This window comes from Prosthecobacter sp., assembly GCF_020439865.1.
GTDB lineage: Bacteria > Verrucomicrobiota > Verrucomicrobiia > Verrucomicrobiales > Verrucomicrobiaceae > Prosthecobacter.
On sequence record NZ_JAGRPF010000110.1, the window covers coordinates 94537 to 113441 of the forward strand.

Consider the following 18905-nt stretch of genomic DNA (forward strand, 5'->3'; position numbering starts at 1 on the left):
TGCCACCGTGATCTCACGCGTCCTCGTCCCCCGAGGATTCGGGGGGCTTGCAGAATGCGTCAGTCTCGGTCGTTTGAGAATCATGCCATCGTCCAGCCATCGCTGCTCCGTTCTGCTTTTGTTTTGGGCCGTCCTCGCGACGGCTTCCGCCGCCGAATTGCACTTTGCAGGCACGCTCGGCAATTCAGACAACTCGCAGGCGGTGTTCGCTGGGAAACTCTTTTCTGGCATCGGCCCGGTGCTCGATGACGAGGGCGCGCTGTGGGAGCGCGGTGGTTCGACACGGCTGAATCGCTATGCGCTCGATGGGCGCCTGCTGGCGAGCTTTGAGATTCCCGAGGGCGATGAACGTGGCAACGATCAAATCACAAGAGTCGGTGATCTGCTCGTGCTGAAATTGAAGAAAGCAATCTACACGCTGCCGTTGAACGCCACGCCGGGCACGAAGCTGACGCGTCTGAAGGGCGATGTCGATCTGATCGCCTCGAGCGCGGTGAAGGATCGTGTGATCGTTTTGGAGAAGGACGCGCTGGCATCGCTCGATCCCGTCACAGGCGGGCGCACGCCGATGATGCAGCCGGGCGCGAGGCTGAACGGGCTGCACATCGAGCCGGATGGCACGATCTGCGGCTTTGGCGAAGGCAGGGTCTTCGCGTGGCAGGACAGCACGCTGAAGGACGGTTTTCCGAAGCCTTTTCAAGGCGAGCGTCCGCAGAAGATCGGGCGCCATTGGTACAGCCAGTCGTGGCACGGCACGATCAATCGCTTCAACGAGGCCTTCGAGCCTGATCCGGGCGTCGTGCTTGGCGGGGCTTCGGGTTCGTTCATTGGCTACATGCCGATGAGCAACGACATCGTGAATGGTCGCGGCATGGTGAAGCTGCGCGATGGCCTGCTCGCCATTTCGGGCATGGGCGGTGTGATTCAATTCGTGCAGTGGAATGACGCGGAGAGCCGCTTTGATGTCGTGCGGCGCATCGGCGGCCTTGTGGGACTCAAAGGTCTCGCACTCGACGTGGACGGCAACATCTGGACCACGCGCGGAAGCTGGCGCTGGCAGGATGAGCCGCACACGCCCCACACGCTCGGCGATCTGGAGCCGTCCATTTGCGCGCAACCAACGCTGCTCGGCGGCAAGACGCTGTGCATCCTCAAGAAGCACTACAGCAACGTCCAGCTCGCACGCGGACCGGTCATCGACGAAAACGGCCTCTCGCATCTCGACACACCGGGCATCAAGGACTTCACCGTGCCGGAAAACATCAGCGGCGCGGCGGTGATCGACAAAAACATGATCGTCACCACGCCAAACGGTGACGGTTTCAAGCTGCCCATCTCATCCGACGGTCATCTCGCGGGCAAACCGCAGCCCATCAAGCTGCCAGGCCTCACGAACTGCATGAGTCTCGCGTGGTTTCAAAATCACCTGCTCGCCGGAGACACGGATGCCATCGTGGTGCTCGACCGCGACCTCAAGGAGGTGAAACGCCTCACGCAGTTCGGCGGCGCGGTGTTTGTGCACAGCGACGGCCAGCGTTTCGCCGTCAGTGATCCGAAGAATGGCGCGGTGCACGTCTATGACTCGCTCGATGCCGCGCCGGTGAGCTACACCGGCCTCGACTCGCCCGCGCACATCGCCATCGCCGGTTCGCGTGTGGTGGTGAATGAACTGGGAAAGCAGCGGTTGGTGAAGCTGGAGCTCGGAGAGCCAGCAGCAAAGAGCCAGATTGCGTCACGCTCCGTACAGATGGCCAAACCTGTTGAAGTGAACTATGTGGAGATGAGCCGAGCTGGCGGATTGCCCTGCGCAATATCTATCACCGGAAGCAAAGTCTCAGTGCAGGCTCCCGGCTCGAAAGTTACTCTTGGTGTGCTTGCGTTGGATGCCTCGAAGAGGCCTCTCGCGTTCATCACTCAAGGTAGCGCCATCAAACTGCCAGAGTTCGTGCTGGCAAAGCTGCGCATCGCCGTGGCATTGGAACATGACGGTCAGCGCGAGCGTTTCGGATTCAACGACCACCAAGCGATTCACGCGCCTTTCAATGACGATCCGGCCTCGTGGGCCGAGTTTGACCTCGAATCGTATCGTGAGGCCGTGACCGCAAGGCAGCAGGAGATTCGCATTGAGTTCACGCAGCCAAGCGAAGGCAAGGCGACCATCGTGATCGAGAACGACAAGGGTGAGCGCGTGCGCAATCTCGTGAGCGGTCGCAGTTTCGGTGCGGGGAAGCAGTCGCTCGTGTGGGATGGACTCGATGAAACGGGCTGGCTCGTGGCTCCAGGCAGCTACACGTGGAGCGGTGTGACGCATGAGGGCATCCGCCCGCAGTATGTGATGAACTTTGCCAACGGTAACGAACCGACGACGGAGCCGTGGGGGCCGAATCACAGCACGCTGCATGCGGCGGCGGCGAACTCGAAGCTCGTCTTCTTCGCCGCGCCGGTGACGGAGGGTGGGTGGGCGCTGGTGGCGCTCGATGATAAAGGCAAGCTCGTGCAAGGCTACGAGCACCAGCAGGGCTACGGCATCCAGCACGACGCCATCGCGGCGGATGAGGAGCATCTGTATGTCGCGCAGGATGGTTTCGCGTGGGGTGGACGTCCGGACTTTGCCAAGGCCGATTGGAAAGCGACATGGACGGTGACGATCTGCCGCTTCGACATCGCCACCGGCAAGCTCGTCGAGTGGCCCGGCAAGGTGCGCGGCCTGCCGGTGGACACGATGGAAGTGAACGGGCAGTCCGATTTGAAGCAGTTCAACCTCGGCGGCATCGCCGTGCTCGACGCGAAGCTGTATGTGAGCTGTCGAGATGAGAAAGCGATCCTTGTGCTGGATGCGAAGACAGGAAAGCAACTCGACAAGATCGCGCTCGCAGACGTGCGGCATCTCGCAGCGGGAAAGGACCTGTTTGCGGTCACGGATCGCGGCGTGGTGCGTGTGAATGATAGGAAGCTCGTCGTCGAAAACGCGGATATCAGCGGCATCACCATCGCGCCTGATAGCGATATCCTCATCAGCGATGCCAAGACGCATCAGGTGCGTCGCTTTTCATCGGCGGGCATCGAACACGCGATCACGGGCAAACCCGGTGGGCCGTATCGTGGCAAATACGAACCTGAACGCATGGTGAATCCGGCAGGGCTTGTGCTCGGGCCGGATGGAAAGCTGTGGGTCACGGAGAAGCGTTGGAATCCGAAGCGCGTGTTCGCGTGGGATTTGAAGGCGAACAAGGTCGTGGTCGAAAAGTTCGGCATGCCGCACTACGGCGGCGATGGCAGCGGCTTTGATCCCGAAAATCCACGGCGCTGGATCGGACTCGGCTGCTTCTGGGATGTCGATTTGGAAAAGAAGACAGCGCGGCCCACGAGCATTCTCAGCATCGACGAAGGCCACCTCGGCCACTACGAGCCACACAGCTACGCGTTCTTCCGCGAGGCCGGACGCATGTTCGTCGCCACGCGTGGAAAGATCGCGCTGATCAGCGAGGTGCTACCGGATGGCACGCTGAAGGACATTGCTGCGACGGCGGGCACGCATCATTTTGGCTACGCCTTCAACTGGCAGCCGCCGCAGGCCTACATCGACGCGTTTTACGCGAAGTGGCCGGAGAAACGCGCGGGCGAGAAGCCCGGCAAGAAGGGCGAGGGCAAACCGTGGTCGCAGCGCGGCATGGGCGTGCTGTGGGTCGATCGCAATGGCGACGGCGAGGCGCAGAAGGAGGAATTCGACTTCTGTGGCGATCAAATCGACTACGCGGGCGGTCCGTGGGGGCACATGCAGAACTCGCTGACGTTTTACATGCCTGTCGCCGACAAGACGCAGGTCAAAGTGGTCGCGATCAAGCCGAAAGGCTTCCTCGCGAACGGTGTGCCGGATTATCCGACGCTCGACGAAGCGATCGCGCAGGCCACGCCTGTGAGTTTGACTCCCGGCTACAAGCGCAGCGGCGTGGCGACGACTCGCGATCGATTTGGTCGCTTCCTTTTCAACTCCGATCCCGAGATGAACGCGTATGCGAGCGATGGGAAGCATCTCTGGAGCTATCCGAACCAATGGAGCGACGTGCATGGCAGCCACGATGCGCCGCTGCCCGAACCCGGAGTGATGCAGGGCGTGATGGCCTTCCTCGGCATCGCGCCGTTCGATGACGGCGCGGACGTGTTCTTCGTGAACGGCAACCACGGCCGCTGCTTCACGTTGACTAGCGACGGCTTGTATCTCGATGAGGCCTTCGTCGATGTGCGCGTGAGCTATTTGAAGAACGAGTATCGCCTTGGTGGCGAGATCTTCGGCGGTTCGTTCGGTCGCGATGCGAAGAGCGGCAAATACTACGTCCAAATCGGTCACGGCCCCTACCGCATCTATGAACTGACCGGCTTTGACAAGGTGAAGCGCGTCAGCGGCAAGCTCACTGTGACGAAAGCGCAGATCGCCGCTGCGGAAAAACAAAACCTGCGTCAGGTCGCCGCGAAACAGCAGGCGCGCGAGGCCACGATTCCCGGCAGCATTACATGGGACAAAAGCGGCAAGTTCAAAACGCAGTGCGACATCGCCGCCGATTCCACGCACCTGCATCTGACCTGGCGTGTGCAGGATGCGTCGCCGTGGATCAACAACGGTCGTGACTGGACGAAGCTCTTCGCCACGGGCGACACGGTCGATTTCCAATTCGCCTGCGATGCAAAAGCCGATCCGAAGCGTCGCGAGCCGGTGATCGGCGACAAACGCCTGCTCATCGCTCCGCACGAAGGAAAACCGCTCGCCGTGCTTTACGAACATCGCAAACCCGGCGGTAAGAATCCGGTCGAGTTCACCAGCCCGTGGCGCGGCGCGAAGGTCGATGATGTCCGCCAACTCCCCGAGGCCAAAATCGAGGTCAAAACGGACGCGAACGGCTACACGGTGAAGGCCAGTCTTGCGCTGAGTGACCTCGGTTTGACGCTGACGCCTGACACCAAGCTCCGCGCGGATTTCGGTGCGACCTTCGGCGACGCCGCAGGCACAGACACCAACCTGCGCTCCTATTGGTCAAACCAAAGCACCGGCCTCGTCGATGACATCCCAGGCGAGATCATGCTCTCGCCCAATTTGTGGGGCGAAATCGTCATTTCACCACTACTCTTGAAACGCTGATCCTCACAATCATGAGCAACATTCAATCCCAACGCTGGCTTGTCTCACGTCGCCATCTTCTGCGTGGTGCGGGCGCCTGCCTGGCGCTGCCTCTGCTCGAAACGATGGGACTCGGTGCGGAGGGAGGATCGCAGGTGAAGCGCTTTGTCTGCGTGGCGAATCCGTTTGGGATGATTCATGACGCCTTCTTCCCGACGGAAGCTGGCAAGACTGCCGCGTTGCCGGAGAATCTGCGGGCGTTCGAGCCGCTGCGCGGAAAGTTCACCGTCTTTTCGAACCTCGACCACGGCATCAATGGCGGACACTCGGGCACGCATGCCTTTCTCTCTGGCGTGCGTTCCAACGAAGCCGCGGGCATGCCGAACGGAAACATCTCGCTGGACCAATTCTGCGGCGAAAGCGTGGCGGGTGAGACGCGCTTTCCGGTGCTCAATACTTCGGCAGGCAGCAATGACGGTGGCGCGGTCGAGTTGTCGTGGACGCGTTCGGGCGTGATGGTGCCGTCGATTCAAAAAGTGAGCCGCGTGTTTCAGATGCTTTTCGTGGACGATCCTGCGGACATGGCTGCGCGGCGCACGACGCGCTATGAGCGGCAGGGGTCGATCCTGGATGCGGTGCAGGAGCAGGCGAAGATCATGAACAAGCGGCTGAGCCGGCCGGATCAGCAGAAGATGGATCAGTATTTCACCTCCATCCGCGAGGTGGAGAAGACGTTGCAGCAGGAGAAGGCGTGGGTGTCGCGTCCGCGTCCGAAGGTGGACATGAAGGAGCCGAAGAACGGCACGGTGTCGCAGCAACTGCCGATCCTATATGACCTGATCACTCTGGCGCTGCAGACGGATTCGACGCGCGTGGCCACGATCGAGGTGCCGGGCGCCTTCGACACGGCGGCGGTGGGCATCGAGGCAAAGGGCTACCATGCCTATTCGCATCATGGCAAGGATCCGACGTTGATGGCCGGGATGCGCAAAGTGGAGCGCTATCAGATGGAGCAGATGGCGAAGTTCATCACGAAACTCGCCGACCTGGACCTGCTGGACAGCACGCAGGTGCTCTTTGGCAGCGGCATGAGCGACGGCAGCGCGCACACCAACCGCAACCTGCCCATCCTGCTCGCGGGCGGCGGCTACAAGCATCAGACGCATGCGAAGATGCCCGAGGAGCAAGGGAAGAAGGTGCCGCTGAGCAATCTCTACCTGACCATGGCGCAGCGCTTTGGCATTCAGACCGACGCCTTTGCCTACAGCAAGGGAACCCTGACGGAAATCATTTGACCATGTTCGAATCCTTCACTCATCGGATGGTGCGCAAGGACCGGGTCGGTTCGGCATCTCCGCGTGTCGCAGCCGGCTTGCAGATTTTGATCGCGCTGATTCTGCCGGGCATGTCGTCTGCGATTGCAGCGAGTGATTTCAAAACATTCGTCTCGGAGCACTGCATGGACTGCCATGATGATGCGACGAAGAAGGGCGACTTCTCCATCGAAGCCCTCGGCACGGATATCACGACTGACAGCTCGCGAGAATGGATCAAGGTGCTGGAGCAGATCGAACGCCACAGCATGCCGCCTGCGGACAAGACGCAGCCTGCGCCTGAAGATCGTCATGCAGCCGTTCTGGAGCTGGAAGGAAAGCTGGTGGCACATGCGACCACGCTGCCGCAGCGACAGACAGCAGTGCTGCGCCGTCTGAACCGCGCGGAGTATCGTCACACCGTGCGCGATCTGCTGCATCTCAATGTCAGCAGCTTTGATCCATGCCGTGAATTTCCCGAAGACCAGCACACGCACGGCTTTGCGAGCAACGGTGCCAAACTGGTCACGTCCGGCTTCCTGCTGCGCCAGTATGTGGAGGCCGCCGAGCAGATCGTGGCGCGCGCGGTGCACTTTGAGCCGAGGCCGGAAACGCGCCGCTGGGATCTGCGGCCGCCGTTTGACCGCACGACGAAAGGTTTCATCTACGCCGAGAACGCCTACTACAAGAAAGAGCTGAAACAGGATCCGCCGCATCAAACGCTGACGGAAAGAATGCGCGGCCTGCCGCAGAGCGGCTACGCACCGGTGGACGAACTGCGCGAGGGCGTGCCGGAGAGCGGATGGTATCGCGTCCGCATTCGCGCGGAGGCGAAGTTTCGCTACGCGGAGCTCGATCCCAAAGATCCGAAGCTGGATCTGCGAAAGCAGAAGTTCCCATCGATGTGGGATCCCGCCGAACCGATCCGCCTCGGACTCTACACGGGCACGCTGGAAGGCATCGACCCTGAAAACAAGGAGGCGCTCGATGTCGCGGCCAAAGGTTATCAGTCGGGTCAGCGTCAGCTCGCGGTGTGGGACCTGCCTGACGACGAGCCGACCTGGCTGGAGTGCCGTGTGTGGCTGGATCGTGGCGAGTTTCCGCGCCTCGGCTTCCCGAACGGCCCGAGCGACTCAAACAACCGTCTGCGCAACTATTTCAAAGCGAACATCGACCGGTTGTTGAGCCAGGAGCAGCGCGCGAAATTCGACGCGAGCAAGAGCAGCGACTGGAATCTCTTCATGTGGTTCGAGTCGCCGCGCATTCTGCTGTCGAAGATCGAAGTCGAAGGGCCGCTCATTGAGGCTTGGCCACCTGAAAGTCATCGTGTGATCTTCGGCACAGAGGCTTATCGCAGCGAAGATGCAGCGCACATCCTCGAAAACCTTGCCACCCGTGCATGGCGCCGTCCGGTGATGAAGGACGAGGTGGCTCCGCTGGTGAAGCTGGTGCGCGATGCGGAGAAGGACGGCATGAGTGCAGAGCTTGCGATTCAGGAAGGCATCAAAGCGATTCTCTGCTCGCCCGAATTTTTGTATCGCGAGGAGAAGGTGCAAGCCCTCACCGATCACGAGATCGCCTCGCGCCTGTCCTATTTTCTCTGGGCCTCGATGCCCGACGAGATTCTGCTGAAACTGGCCGTCTCCGGTGAATTTCGAAAACCTGAAGTGCTCCGACAACAGGCGCTGCGCCTGCTCGACGACGCACGCTGCGAGGCCTTCGTGGATGAGTTTCTCGACGGCTGGTTGGCTTTGCGCAAGCTCGGCACCATGGCGCCCGACGTGCACAAGTTCAGCGTGTATTACAACGACGATCTGGAATCGGCAATGCGCATGGAAACGCGCCTGTTCTTCCGTCAGTTGCTCAACACGAATGGTTCCATCACGCGTCTGTTGAATTCTGACGACACCTTCATCAACAAAGAGCTCGCCCAGCTCTACGGCATCGATCCGAAACGCGTTACCGAAGCGCAACGGAGACCAGTAGAAGGTCTGCCGCAGGAGCAACTGGTGCCGGACGGCGACGGCCATGCGCCGACACTTGCCTTTGCCCAGGTGAAACTCGCGGATTCATGGCGCGGCGGACTGCTGGGGCAGGCCAGCGTGCTGACGCTCACGGCCAATGGCGTGGACACCTCGCCGGTCATCCGTGGTGTCTGGCTGCTGGAGAACATTCTCGGCGCCACGCCCGCACCGCCGCCGCCAAACGTGCCCACGATCGAGCCGGACATCCGTGGAGCGAAGACCATCCGCGACCAGCTCATGAAGCATCAGGAGAACGGCAGTTGCCGGACCTGCCATCGGCAGATCGATCCGCCTGGATTTGCACTGGAAAACTACGACGCCATCGGCCGCTGGCGCGGTCACTACGTGGACGGCAAAACCGTGCTGCCAGTGGATGCGAGCGGCCAGTTTGGTGCGACGAAGTTCACGGACGTCAGCGGGTTCAAAACGGAACTGCTGAACCGCCGCGAGCAGTTTGCCCGCTGCCTCGTCGAGAAGCTGCTGATCTTCGCGCTGGGACGCGAACTCGAAATCACCGATCGACCACACATCCGTCGCATCCTCGAAACGGCCGCGACCAACGACTACCGGCTTCGCGATCTCGTCGTTCTTTGCGCCACGAGCGAAATTTTCCGCCTGAAGTGATTTAACCTGCGCTCCCACGAACCTCATGAGCAACATCCAATCCCAACGCTGGCTTCTCGTTCGCCGCCACTTTCTGCGCGGCATCGGCACCACCATGGCGCTGTTGGGCATGGTAGCTGCATGCAGCACCGCCTTCGCAGCCGACGTCGAACTCTCCGAGACGCTCCAGCTTCCCGAGTGCCATAGCATCGGCTGGGTGCGGGCGAACGCAGGTGTGAAAGGACAGGGTGCGGGTAACATCATTCTCGACGAGGCCAAATGGGGAACGCCTGCGCCGAATCAGGTCATCGAGCAGCATTGGGACTGGAATCTGAGTGACGCGCAATGGGCCGAGGCGGTGAAGCAGAAGGGCGAAGGCAAAAAGGAAGACGTGAAGTTCGATCTCTGGATTCCGGAAGGAGTCGAATTGGCACGCGGCATCGTCGTCGTCTCCGGTCACGGCAGCGGCGAGGCGCTTTTCAAGCACGCGGAACTGCGGAAGCTCGCACGCGAGCTGCATCTCGCACTCTTCAAATTCGTCGGCAATCCGATGCAACGCGGCTTCTGGCCTCGCAGTCTGCTCTATGATCGCTTGAAGGGCTTCGGAGCCCGCTCGCAGCATCCCGAACTCGAGAACGCACCGCTGTTTCTCTACGGTCATTCCAATGGCACCGGATTCTCCGCCATCTTTCCGGCCACGGAGGGCGCACGTGTCTGGGCATGGGTTTCAATGCGTCCCGGAACGACTTATCAGGTGTATCAACCCGGCGCGGCTCAGTTGCCTGGCATGATCATCTTCGGCGAGGACGATGCCTTCTTCGCGCGTCCCTCCAAGGAGCAGAACATGGCCGTTGTTGAGGCGATGCGGAAGAAGCATCACGCGCTTTGGCACTACGCAGTCGAGCCGAAGACCGGTCATGGCCCCGGCGAGAAAACCTGGCCGCTCGTCTTCTCCTTCCTGCGCCTCAGCTTCGCCGCCCGCGTTCCTGCCGATGCTGACGCATCAAAAGGCCCGGTGAAGCTGAATGAACTCAAAGCCGAATCCGGTTACCTCGGTCAAAACTGGAATGCCGAGAAAGGCGGCTATCAAACTCTGCCTATTGCTCCGGTCGCTGACTTCGCCGGCGACAAGTTCACCGCCTCCTGGCTCCTCAATGCCGCTTTCGCCGCGGACTGGCAGACCTCCCAACGTGATGGTCAGCTCGCGAAGTAACCTCATTTTATCAACCCACACTCCAACCACCCATGAAACTCACGCTCGCCCTGTTCACTTCCTTTGCCATCTCCGCCTTTGCGCTCGATCCGCACGTCGAGGCCGTCATTCGCACCGTTGAGGGCGCGAAGGGCAAGGTCGAAAAGACGGAGGATGGCCAGAGTCTGAAGCTTGTTGATTTGCAGGTTCCGAATGCGGGTCCGCACGATCATCGGAAGGACGACCCGTATGACGCGGACTTCTTTGAACATCTCGGCCACATCAACACCCTGGAGTCGTTGAACGTCATCTCGACGAAGGCGAACGACGAATGGATCAAGCCACTCGGGCAGCTCACAAATCTCAAGTCGCTGCGATTCACCAACAACGGCAAGCTGACCGACGCAGGCATGGAGATCTTCGCGGGTCTGAATAACCTCGAGAATTTCTCCTTCGTCGGCACCGCGATCACTGGTCGTGCTTATGCGAAGTGCGCTGACTGGAGCAAGGTGACGAAGGTCAGCCACCGCGGCAGTAGCATTGATGACGAAGGCTTGAAAGAGCTCTGCGAACACCTGCCGAACCTCGAGAGCATCAGCCTCGCGCACGCCAAGTTCACCGACGCTGGGGCTCCTAATCTGGCCAAGCTTACGAAGCTCAAGGGCCTGGAACTCGGAGCGCATGCCACTCCGGCGGCGCTGAACAACATCGTCGCATTGCCACTCGAATATCTCCAACTCGGCGAGGGCTTCGACAAATCCGAGTCACTGCCGATCGTCAAGAACATCAAGACGTTGAAGAGCCTCACGCTCACGAACTGCAAGGAAACCACCGATGATGACTTCAAAGTACTCGCCACCATGACGCAGCTCGAATCGCTCGAACTCGGCAGTCCGCTGCTTCCCGACGAACGTCTGCCGTTGCTGCAAGGCTTCACCTTCCTGAAGGAACTCAAGCTCATCGACCGCAAGACCGGCTATCCGCCGGAAACGCAGGCCAAGATCAAGGCGCTGCTGCCGAAGGTGGATGTGAAGTTCCAATAGCGAGTGCTACGACAAAGCGCCGGAGCTGCGGTTTGTCACTTCGTTGCTTCCGCTGGCTTGGCGTTCTCGTCGCGCTGATGCAGCGGACGGACCCAGATGTTGCGGTAGCGGGTGGGATTGTGGTGATCTTGGAGCGCAAAGCCGAACTCTTGTACCTTCGCGTCCATTTCCACGGCGTGCTGCACGATGACGCCGTTGTGAATCACGGTGAGGCGGGCGGGTTGCAAGACGTTGCCCTTGTCGTCGATCTTCGCGCACTCGCAGATGATGTCGTAGCTCTGCCACTCGCCGGGTTTGCGGCTGGCATTCACGAGCGGCGGATACCGGTTGTAGATGGCAGCGGCCTGGCCGTCGGGATAGGTGTCGTTGTCGTATGAGTCGAGCACCTGCACCTCGCCCCAGCCGTGGATGAGCACGCCGCTGTTGCCGCGGCCCTGGCTGCTGCCGACAACCTCAGTGGGCGTGGCCCACTCGAGGTGAATCTGGCAGGAGCCGAATTTGTCCTTCGTGTCGATGTCACCGCCCTTCGGTTTGATCTCTGCGTAACCGTTTTCGATCTTCCAGCTTGGAACGTCACTTTGATCAGGATCTCCGTTGCGTGGCTTGCGGATGAATTTGGAGAGGTCCTTGCCATCGAATAGGACGATCGCATCGCTCGGCGGTGTGTTTTCCGTCGGCGGCGTGATCACCGTAGGCCGAGGTCGCTGCATGTCACCCTGCCGGTAGATGCCGCCGGGGGTGAAGGGCTTTTCTTTTTTCGGTTCGGCTTTCTTCGCAGGTTCGGCACCAGCAGCGAAAACGACGGATGCAAAGAGGACAAGCAAGGCAGTTTTCATCGGCAGGGATTATTTAAACACTTTGTCGTCCTTGTTCCCGCCGCTGACGACGTAGGCGACGAGGTCGAGGAGTTCGTCTTGATTGAGCGAGTTGATGAGGCCGGGGGGCATCATGCTGACTTTGCGGGTGCCTTTCTTGGCGATGTCGCTTTCATTGATGGCCATGTGGTCATTGGGCGCGAAGGGGTTGGTCATGATGAAGACCTTGCCGTTTTCCTCGACGACGATGCGGCCGATGATGATGCTGCCGTCTTTCTTGGTGATCTCGTGGCTGTCATACTGGTCGGAGATGACCTTGCTGGGATCGACGATGTTCTCCATGAGGTCGCGCATGGTGTAGCGGTTGCCAGCGCCGGTGAGGTCGGGGCCGATGCTGCCGCCGTCGCCGTTGAAGCGATGGCAGATGGCGCACATGGTGCTGCGATACATGGCCTCGCCATTCGCAAAGTCGCGGCCTTTGAGTCCGCCCGCGGTGAGGGCGACGACTTCATCGACGGTCCAGTTTTTGCCGGGTCCCTTCGGGGCGACGTAATTGGGCGCGGCGGTGAGGGCCTCTACTTTGCTGCTGAGCGTGTCGAGTTCGGCGAGTTCCGGCTGAGGCACGAAGGTGGCGAGCGCGTCTTTGCGGATGTTTTCGATGAAACCTTTGAAGCTGTTGCCGCCCTTCCACGTGCGTGCGTGCGGGAACCAGGAGAAGTAAGTCTGACGCAGTTCAGGCGTCCAGCCAGCAGTAGCGTTGCGTAGCGCGGCCATGTAGCTGATCTGCTGCGCGTTCGGGCGGCTGCCTGCCGCGGCGCGTGCGGCGTTAGCGTAGCCGTCATTGCGGCTCAGCACGGCATCGCTGGCGACTTCCTGGAAGTCGTCTTTGGCAGTGGCCATGAGCGCGAGTGTTTTAGAGACGACCTTCGGCGAATCGACGGCAACGAGAATCTGGCAGAGCTCGCGGTTGATCATCGGATCTTCGGCAGGATAAACAGCGTCGAGTGCCTCGGCGATTTGCGTGCAGACTTCGGCACTGGGTTTGCCCAGACGGGTCAGCACAAGTTCAAGCGCACGCAGGGCGGCGAGTTGCTGGCTGAGAGGAAGTTTGGTGCCTTTGAGATTGCCGAGAGCCGTGAGCATTCGGCCCTGCAATTCGACATTTTCGGGCACGACATTTCCGATCGGTTCGGAGGAGGTGCCGGTGGGTTTGGCAGCGGGTTTGCCACCCGTGTGAGCCGACTTGGCGCCCGTGACACGAGCGAGGGCGATGATGCCTTCGATCAATGCGACTGGTTGCGTTTCATTGAGAGCCTTGTCTTGCCAAAGATCGACGGGCAACTTTTCGATCGCGACGCGTGCGGCGTAGCGCACGTTGCGATCGCTGTGGCTGAGGTAACCCCAGAGCTTCCCGAGGTCACCCGCGGTGGTGTGGGAGGCCTCGATGGCGTGGCGCATGCGCGTTTCTTCATCGAGCGGCAGCGCCTTGGCTGGCGCGGTGGATTCATCACCGACGTAAGTCACGCGATAGACGCCGGACTGCGTGCGACGTCCGCCGACGGCAAAGTACATCGCACCATCTTTCGGATGAATGACGACGTCGGTCAGCGGCAGCGGCTTGCCAAAGACGAACTCCTCCTTCGTGGCGTCGTAGCTGGCACCTTTGCTCTCGAGGTGGATGGCCCACATGGTGCCATAGGTCCAGTCGTTGATGAAGACGGCGTGCTGATACTTTGCGGGGAATTTTGCGCCGGTGCCGGCGACGACACCCGTGGGACTGCCTGGCCCGATGTCGAGCGTGGCGGGCAGTGAGTCGGCGTAGTAGCTCGGCCATTTGCCGCTGCCGCTGCGCCAGCCGTAGTCCGCGCCGCTGACGCAGTGATTCACGCGTGTGGGGCGATACCACGGGCTGCCGATGTCCCATTCCATGTCGGCGTCATAGGTGAAGAGTTCGCCCTGGTCGTTGAAGCAGATGTCAAACTCGTTGCGGAAGCCGGAGCAGAATAGCTCCACGTTTTTGCCATCAGGATCCATGCTGCAAATGAAGCCACCGGGAGCGAGGCGCCCGCGTGCATGACCATTCGCGTCCCACAGGCGCGGCAGCACATGATCTTCGGACCAAATCTTGGCAGGGCGACTGGTGCTGAGTTCCTCAGGCAGTTCGGTGTGGTTGCCGCCATTGAAGAAGATGCGTTTGCCGTCCGGGCTCACGACCATGCTGTGCAGGCCGTGTTCGCCGCCGCCCTTCATGGTCACGAGTTTCTCGGTCTTGTCGTATTGATCGTCGCCGTTTGTGTCGCGCAGGCGGTAGAGGCCGTTTTTCTGGCCGTCCTCGTTCACCATGACGTAGAGGCTGTCGAAGGCGGCGAGCAGACCGTGCGCTTTGCCCATTTCAATCGCGAGCTTCTCGGGCTTGAGGTTCTCGGGCTTGCCGATGGCGGGAACGCTCATGCGGTAGATGCTGCCATACTGGTCGCAGGCGATGAGGCGGCCCTTTGGATCGACCGTCAGCGCCACCCAGGAGCCTTCCTGGTCCTTCGGCACGTTGTAGAGCTTTTCCACTTTGAAACCTTTCGGCACCGTGATCTCAGCAGCAGCGATGGATTCGGCCGGGCCATCGTTTTTTCCGCCGCCTGGTTTTCCATCCAGCGCCAGACCCCAAGGGCCTTTGCCATAGATCTCGATCTCTGCAGCCGGTTTCCACGCATTCTTGCCCGTGGCTGTGGCCTCCCACGTGCCGTTCGTCTCCACCAGCACCTTTTCCGTGCCGTTCGCCACCTTGATAGTGAGGCGTGCGATCATCGCCGCGATGCCTCCTTTGTTGTGGGCGCTGACGGTGATCTCATTTTGTTCGCCTCGTTTGATCTCCTTGCTCACATCCACTTTGGACCGCTCCTGCCAGTCGGGATTGGTCAGCACCTTTTTGCCGTTGAGGAAAGCCTCGGCACCGTTGTCGCAGGTCAGCTCGAGGGTGGCAAAGTGGGCGTTGGCCGGGATTTCAAAACGATGACGGAAGGTCACGTCCTTGTCTTTGGTGGCATCTTTGGTCAGCCAGATCCAGAGCGGGGCTGCGGATGCAGTGTTGAGCAGGAAGACGAATGCGAGCGTGGAGAGAATACGGGGCGACATGGTGGGCGAAAAATACGCTCCAAATCACCCGACGTTGCACGCGATCATCGCTCACGTGGGAATGGGCCATAACAGCCGGTTAAGCTGTTCGAATGCCCGTTCTAAACGTGATTGCCATTCATGGCGTGATCACCGTTCATGCTGTGATTGCCATTCATCTGGCTTACCGAAAGAGCGGCCACCCGGGACTTGAGCTCCTTGCTGGGCTTGAAACGCACCACGCAACGATCGGGAATCATGACTTCAGAATTTGGCTGCTTAGGGTTACGTCCAATTTTGCCTCGGGCTACCCGAAGGTCAAAGGTTCCGAAAGTTCTCAAAGTGACCTCGTTCCCTTCACTTAGATTCTTTGAAACCAATTCCATAAACGCCTCGACCATGGCCAGTGTGTCGGCGTGTTTGATACCGGTGGCGTTGCTGAGTTCGGCAACCAGATCTTTTTTGGTGATCGTTGTCATATGGGAGGTGACTAGCGAGACGTTTAATGAGGTGCAACTAAATTCTGTGTCGAATTATCGGCATTACCTACGACACAATCGGCATATTTTGATCATCGCAATCCGAAACTGACCCGGACAGCACCTCTGAACTGGTGCGGAAGTGAATTTTGCAATGGGTCCGCAGAACATCGTTCCCATGTTGGCTGACCAAGTTTGCCGCGGTTTCTTTGACCAGACTTGAGACTCCTTTGTGAAGCACGATTCCAAGCTTCTGGCCCTGCGACTTCAACCATCCAACAAAGGCTTCCCGCGCCAGGATGGAGGCGGCCGCCACTGCAGGGTCGCTCTCAGCCTTGGTCCGCTGAATGAGTTCGATTTTGCGCCCGCGCTCCTGCAACGCACGTTGCAACACAGCGGGGTTGGCAAACTGATCGGAGATCGCGCGCGGACAGTCGGGCACGCGCTCCAGCAGGTTCTCAATGACGCGGGCATGTCCCCAGGCCAGCAGGCGGTTCAGATTGCCAAACTTGGCGTGCAATTCGTTGTACCGCTCAGGGTGAATGGAGATCACCTCCCAGGCGAGCCCGGGTATGCTTCGAATGTCGGCCGCAATTTTAAATATGCGATCGTCGCTGCTGATGCGCTTGCTGTCCACGGCTCCGATCTCGCGCAGTTGGCGTGCCACATCGCCATCAATATAGACGCCCGCGATCACCAAGGGGCCGAAGAAGTCGCCCTTGCCGCTCTCGTCTACGCCGATGTGCGGTTGGAACATCTCTGGATGATGAATCTCCTCATAACCGAGTTTGGCCTCACCCAGCACTTCCGGTTCGAGCAGGTTGGAGACGAAGTCCTCTGTTTCTTTCCCTTGGACGACTACCTTCGGGCCCTTTTCATAGACCAGGACATTTACTTTCGATTTGGCCGCAGCGTAGAGGCAGTAGGGTTTGGTTTGAAACTCAAAGCCCCGCTCTTCCAGCAGCGTGCGCAGTTTCTCCGCCTGGGTGGAGGTAAGCGCGTGGGTGTAGCTGGTCAGGGCAGGCATGAGGGGTAAAATTAAACGCACAAGCGATCAAAGATTCATGAAAAATGCGAGGGCTCGTTGATAAGTGATGCACAATGTCCTCTCACACTGCCACGCCTCAGCCCCACGCAATCGTGGAAGAGCTTGTGAACTGGTTTCAGCAGCACGCGCGTGACTATCCCTGGCGGCGCACGCGTGATCCGTATGCGATTCTCGTTTCCGAAGTGATGCTGCAGCAGACGCAAATCCCGACCGTGCTGGGACGCGGCTTCTATTCACGATGGATGGAACGGTTCCCTGATTTTTCATCACTGGCCGCCGCTCGTGAAGAGGAAGTGCTCAAGGTGTGGGAGGGGTTGGGGTACTATCGGCGTGCACGTAATCTTCAAAAGCTAGCCCGGGAAGTGATGGAGAATCATGCAGGAGAGTTTCCGCGTGACCACGCGGCCATCCTGGCCCTGCCCGGTGTTGGCCCTTACACAGCGGGTGCGGTGGCCAGTTTTGCCTTCGGCCTCGCTGAACCCATCGTTGATGGCAACATCGCGCGTGTCCTTTCTCGCATCCATGATGACGCCACACCGGTCGACTCAACTGCAGGGGCGAAGCGGTTGTGGGAGCGGGCGAGGGCGCTCGTGCACGCCACGGATGATCCGCGTGCGTTGAACTCCGCACTCATGGAGTTAGGTCAGACGCATTGCACGCCGACAAAGCCAGCGTGTGATCTCTGTCCGGTGCGCAGCCATTGCCGCACCACTGATCCGGAGTCACTTCCTGTGAAGAGTGTACGTCAGGAGATCACGGCGATCACGGAGCGGGTCATTTTTCTGCGCACCAGCGAAGGTGTTTTGTTGGAACTCGAGACAGGCAGGCGACGCACGGGCCTTTGGAAGCTGCCTGCCATGAATGCAGACCAACCGCCGCCGGTGCTGATGCGCACGCACTACAGCATCACTCGTTACAAGGTCACGCTGTGGGTGCATGAGCCGCATGCCCACGACGGCGTCTGGCCGGATACGCATCGCATCATTCCTTTCACAGAACTGGAGTCCACGCCCATGTCGGCGCCCTATCGTCGGGTGCTGCGGGAACTCATGCAGCGAGGTGAATTCAAACTGGATGTTTGAAACTGCATTTTGCCATTTACTTCCGAAGCATTTCAGACTGCTATCTTCGCACACTATGAAATTACGATTCTTCCTTTCCAGCCTCTTGGTTCTCCTTGGTGCCTGCAAACCTAGTTCGACTGAGCCGGGTGATGGGAAGTCAGTTGCTGTTCCGGCCAGATCCGGCAAACCGCAGGTGCTTGTCGCAAATTATCCGCTGCAGTATTTTGCCCAATGCATCGCAGGTGATGCTGTGGAAGTGAGGTTTCTTGCGCCAAAGGACGACGACCCTGCCTTCTGGCAACCGGACGATGCGGCGATCACCGCGTTTCAAAATGCGGATCTCATTTTGATGAACGGCGCTACGTATTCGAAATGGGCGGACAAAGTCACGTTGCCGGAGTCCAAGGTGGTGGATACCTCTGCTGCTTTTGCCAACACGTTCATCGAAATCAACGACGCCACCACGCACAGTCACGGTCCGGGCGGTGCGCACAGTCACAGCGGCACCGCATTTACCACTTGGGTCGATTTCAATCAGGCGGCCATGCAGGCCCAGGCCGTTGGTGAGGCGCTGACGAAACTTGTGCCCGACGCCAAAGATGTGATCGCCAAAAACACCGAGGCGCTCAAAGACGAACTGGAGTCCTTGGATGATCGCATGAGTGCGCTAAGCCGTCGGTTGGTGCAGCATCCGCTCGTCGCATCACATCCTGTGTATCATTACCTCGCACGGCGTTATGGACTGAATCTGAAGTCTGTCTTGTGGGAACCGGAAACGGTGCCGGATGACAACGCAATGAACGACTTGAAGAGCATTCTTGCCGGCCATCGAGCGCGCTGGATGATCTGGGAAGGTGAGCCTGCGAAGGAGAGTGTGGAAAAGATCGCAGCGCTCGGTCTGAAAAGCGTTGTGTTTGATCCCTGCGGCAACGTGCCGGATAGCGGCGACTTCATGACCGTCATGAAGGCCAATGTGGAGGCAATGGAAAAGGCGTTTCAGTGACGTGTTGAGGTTTTAGGGATAAAAAATGCCTTGGGAATTCCAAGGATAAGAAAAATTTAGATTTTGTGTTTGACCGGCTAATAAAGCCGTGGCAAGATGC

The 18905-nt window shown here is 59.5% G+C and carries 11 protein-coding genes; 7 read left to right on the plus strand and 4 right to left on the minus strand.

Annotated features, from left to right (window positions below):
• Positions 1-82 precede the first annotated feature (82 nt).
• Genes KDL09_RS12760 through KDL09_RS12780 form a run of 5 tightly spaced genes read left to right on the plus strand, consistent with a single transcriptional unit; the run spans position 83 to position 11288 of the window.
• Positions 83-5134: a FlgD immunoglobulin-like domain containing protein gene (locus KDL09_RS12760; RefSeq protein WP_294385548.1), complete on the plus strand. Its 5052-nt coding sequence runs from the start codon at positions 83-85 to the stop codon at positions 5132-5134.
• 11 nt (positions 5135-5145) lie between these two features.
• Positions 5146-6408, plus strand: coding sequence for a DUF1552 domain-containing protein (locus KDL09_RS12765; protein ID WP_294385549.1), 1263 nt, complete (start codon positions 5146-5148; stop codon positions 6406-6408).
• 2 nt (positions 6409-6410) lie between these two features.
• The gene (locus KDL09_RS12770) at positions 6411-9074 is read left to right on the plus strand and encodes a DUF1592 domain-containing protein (protein ID WP_294385550.1); all 2664 of its coding nucleotides are present in this window, start codon (positions 6411-6413) and stop codon (positions 9072-9074) included.
• Positions 9075-9099: 25 nt separating this feature from the next.
• The gene (locus KDL09_RS12775; RefSeq protein WP_294385553.1) at positions 9100-10266 is read left to right on the plus strand and encodes a hypothetical protein; all 1167 of its coding nucleotides are present in this window, start codon (positions 9100-9102) and stop codon (positions 10264-10266) included.
• Positions 10267-10298: 32 nt separating this feature from the next.
• Positions 10299-11288 carry a G protein-coupled receptor LGR4 gene (locus KDL09_RS12780; RefSeq protein ID WP_294385557.1) on the plus strand — a complete coding sequence of 330 codons (990 nt, stop codon included), beginning with the start codon at positions 10299-10301 and terminating at the stop codon, positions 11286-11288.
• Positions 11289-11323: 35 nt separating this feature from the next.
• On the opposite strand, the gene KDL09_RS12785 is transcribed toward KDL09_RS12780, so the two are convergent.
• The 4 genes from KDL09_RS12785 to rnhC form a co-directional block, all read right to left on the minus strand.
• Positions 11324-12124, minus strand: a complete 801-nt coding sequence (locus KDL09_RS12785) for a DUF1080 domain-containing protein (RefSeq protein ID WP_294385559.1) — start codon at positions 12122-12124, stop codon at positions 11324-11326.
• Positions 12125-12133: 9 nt separating this feature from the next.
• Positions 12134-15232, minus strand: a complete 3099-nt coding sequence (locus KDL09_RS12790) for a c-type cytochrome (protein ID WP_294385562.1) — start codon at positions 15230-15232, stop codon at positions 12134-12136.
• Positions 15233-15333: 101 nt separating this feature from the next.
• Positions 15334-15690, minus strand: coding sequence for an HU family DNA-binding protein (locus KDL09_RS12795; RefSeq protein WP_294385566.1), 357 nt, complete (start codon positions 15688-15690; stop codon positions 15334-15336).
• A 67-nt stretch (positions 15691-15757) separates the two neighbouring features.
• A complete protein-coding gene (gene rnhC, locus KDL09_RS12800; protein ID WP_294385569.1) occupies positions 15758-16717 on the minus strand; it encodes a ribonuclease HIII in 960 nt (319 codons plus the stop codon).
• A gap of 74 nt (positions 16718-16791) precedes the next feature.
• Here rnhC and KDL09_RS12805 point away from each other — a divergent pair, with 74 nt between their 5' ends.
• Complete coding sequence (locus KDL09_RS12805) at positions 16792-17820, plus strand: A/G-specific adenine glycosylase (RefSeq protein ID WP_294385573.1); 1029 nt, start codon at positions 16792-16794, stop codon at positions 17818-17820.
• 55 nt (positions 17821-17875) lie between these two features.
• Entirely contained in the window at positions 17876-18805 is a 930-nt protein-coding gene (locus tag KDL09_RS12810) for a metal ABC transporter substrate-binding protein (protein WP_294385575.1), read from the plus strand.
• The last annotated feature ends 100 nt before the right edge of the window (positions 18806-18905 follow it).

What these genes read in the sequence shown, in the direction of transcription:
- KDL09_RS12760 (WP_294385548.1), top strand. Translation starts at nt 83, where the DNA reads ATGCCATCGTCCAGCCATCGCTGCTCCGTTCTGCTTTTGTTTTGGGCC.
- KDL09_RS12765 (WP_294385549.1), top strand. Translation starts at nt 5,146, where the DNA reads ATGAGCAACATTCAATCCCAACGCTGGCTTGTCTCACGTCGCCATCTT.
- KDL09_RS12770 (WP_294385550.1), top strand. Translation starts at nt 6,411, where the DNA reads ATGTTCGAATCCTTCACTCATCGGATGGTGCGCAAGGACCGGGTCGGT.
- KDL09_RS12775 (WP_294385553.1), top strand. Translation starts at nt 9,100, where the DNA reads ATGAGCAACATCCAATCCCAACGCTGGCTTCTCGTTCGCCGCCACTTT.
- KDL09_RS12780 (WP_294385557.1), top strand. Translation starts at nt 10,299, where the DNA reads ATGAAACTCACGCTCGCCCTGTTCACTTCCTTTGCCATCTCCGCCTTT.
- KDL09_RS12785 (WP_294385559.1), bottom strand. Translation starts at nt 12,124, where the DNA reads ATGAAAACTGCCTTGCTTGTCCTCTTTGCATCCGTCGTTTTCGCTGCT.
- KDL09_RS12790 (WP_294385562.1), bottom strand. Translation starts at nt 15,232, where the DNA reads ATGTCGCCCCGTATTCTCTCCACGCTCGCATTCGTCTTCCTGCTCAAC.
- KDL09_RS12795 (WP_294385566.1), bottom strand. Translation starts at nt 15,690, where the DNA reads ATGACAACGATCACCAAAAAAGATCTGGTTGCCGAACTCAGCAACGCC.
- rnhC (WP_294385569.1), bottom strand. Translation starts at nt 16,717, where the DNA reads ATGCCTGCCCTGACCAGCTACACCCACGCGCTTACCTCCACCCAGGCG.
- KDL09_RS12805 (WP_294385573.1), top strand. Translation starts at nt 16,792, where the DNA reads ATGTCCTCTCACACTGCCACGCCTCAGCCCCACGCAATCGTGGAAGAG.
- KDL09_RS12810 (WP_294385575.1), top strand. Translation starts at nt 17,876, where the DNA reads ATGAAATTACGATTCTTCCTTTCCAGCCTCTTGGTTCTCCTTGGTGCC.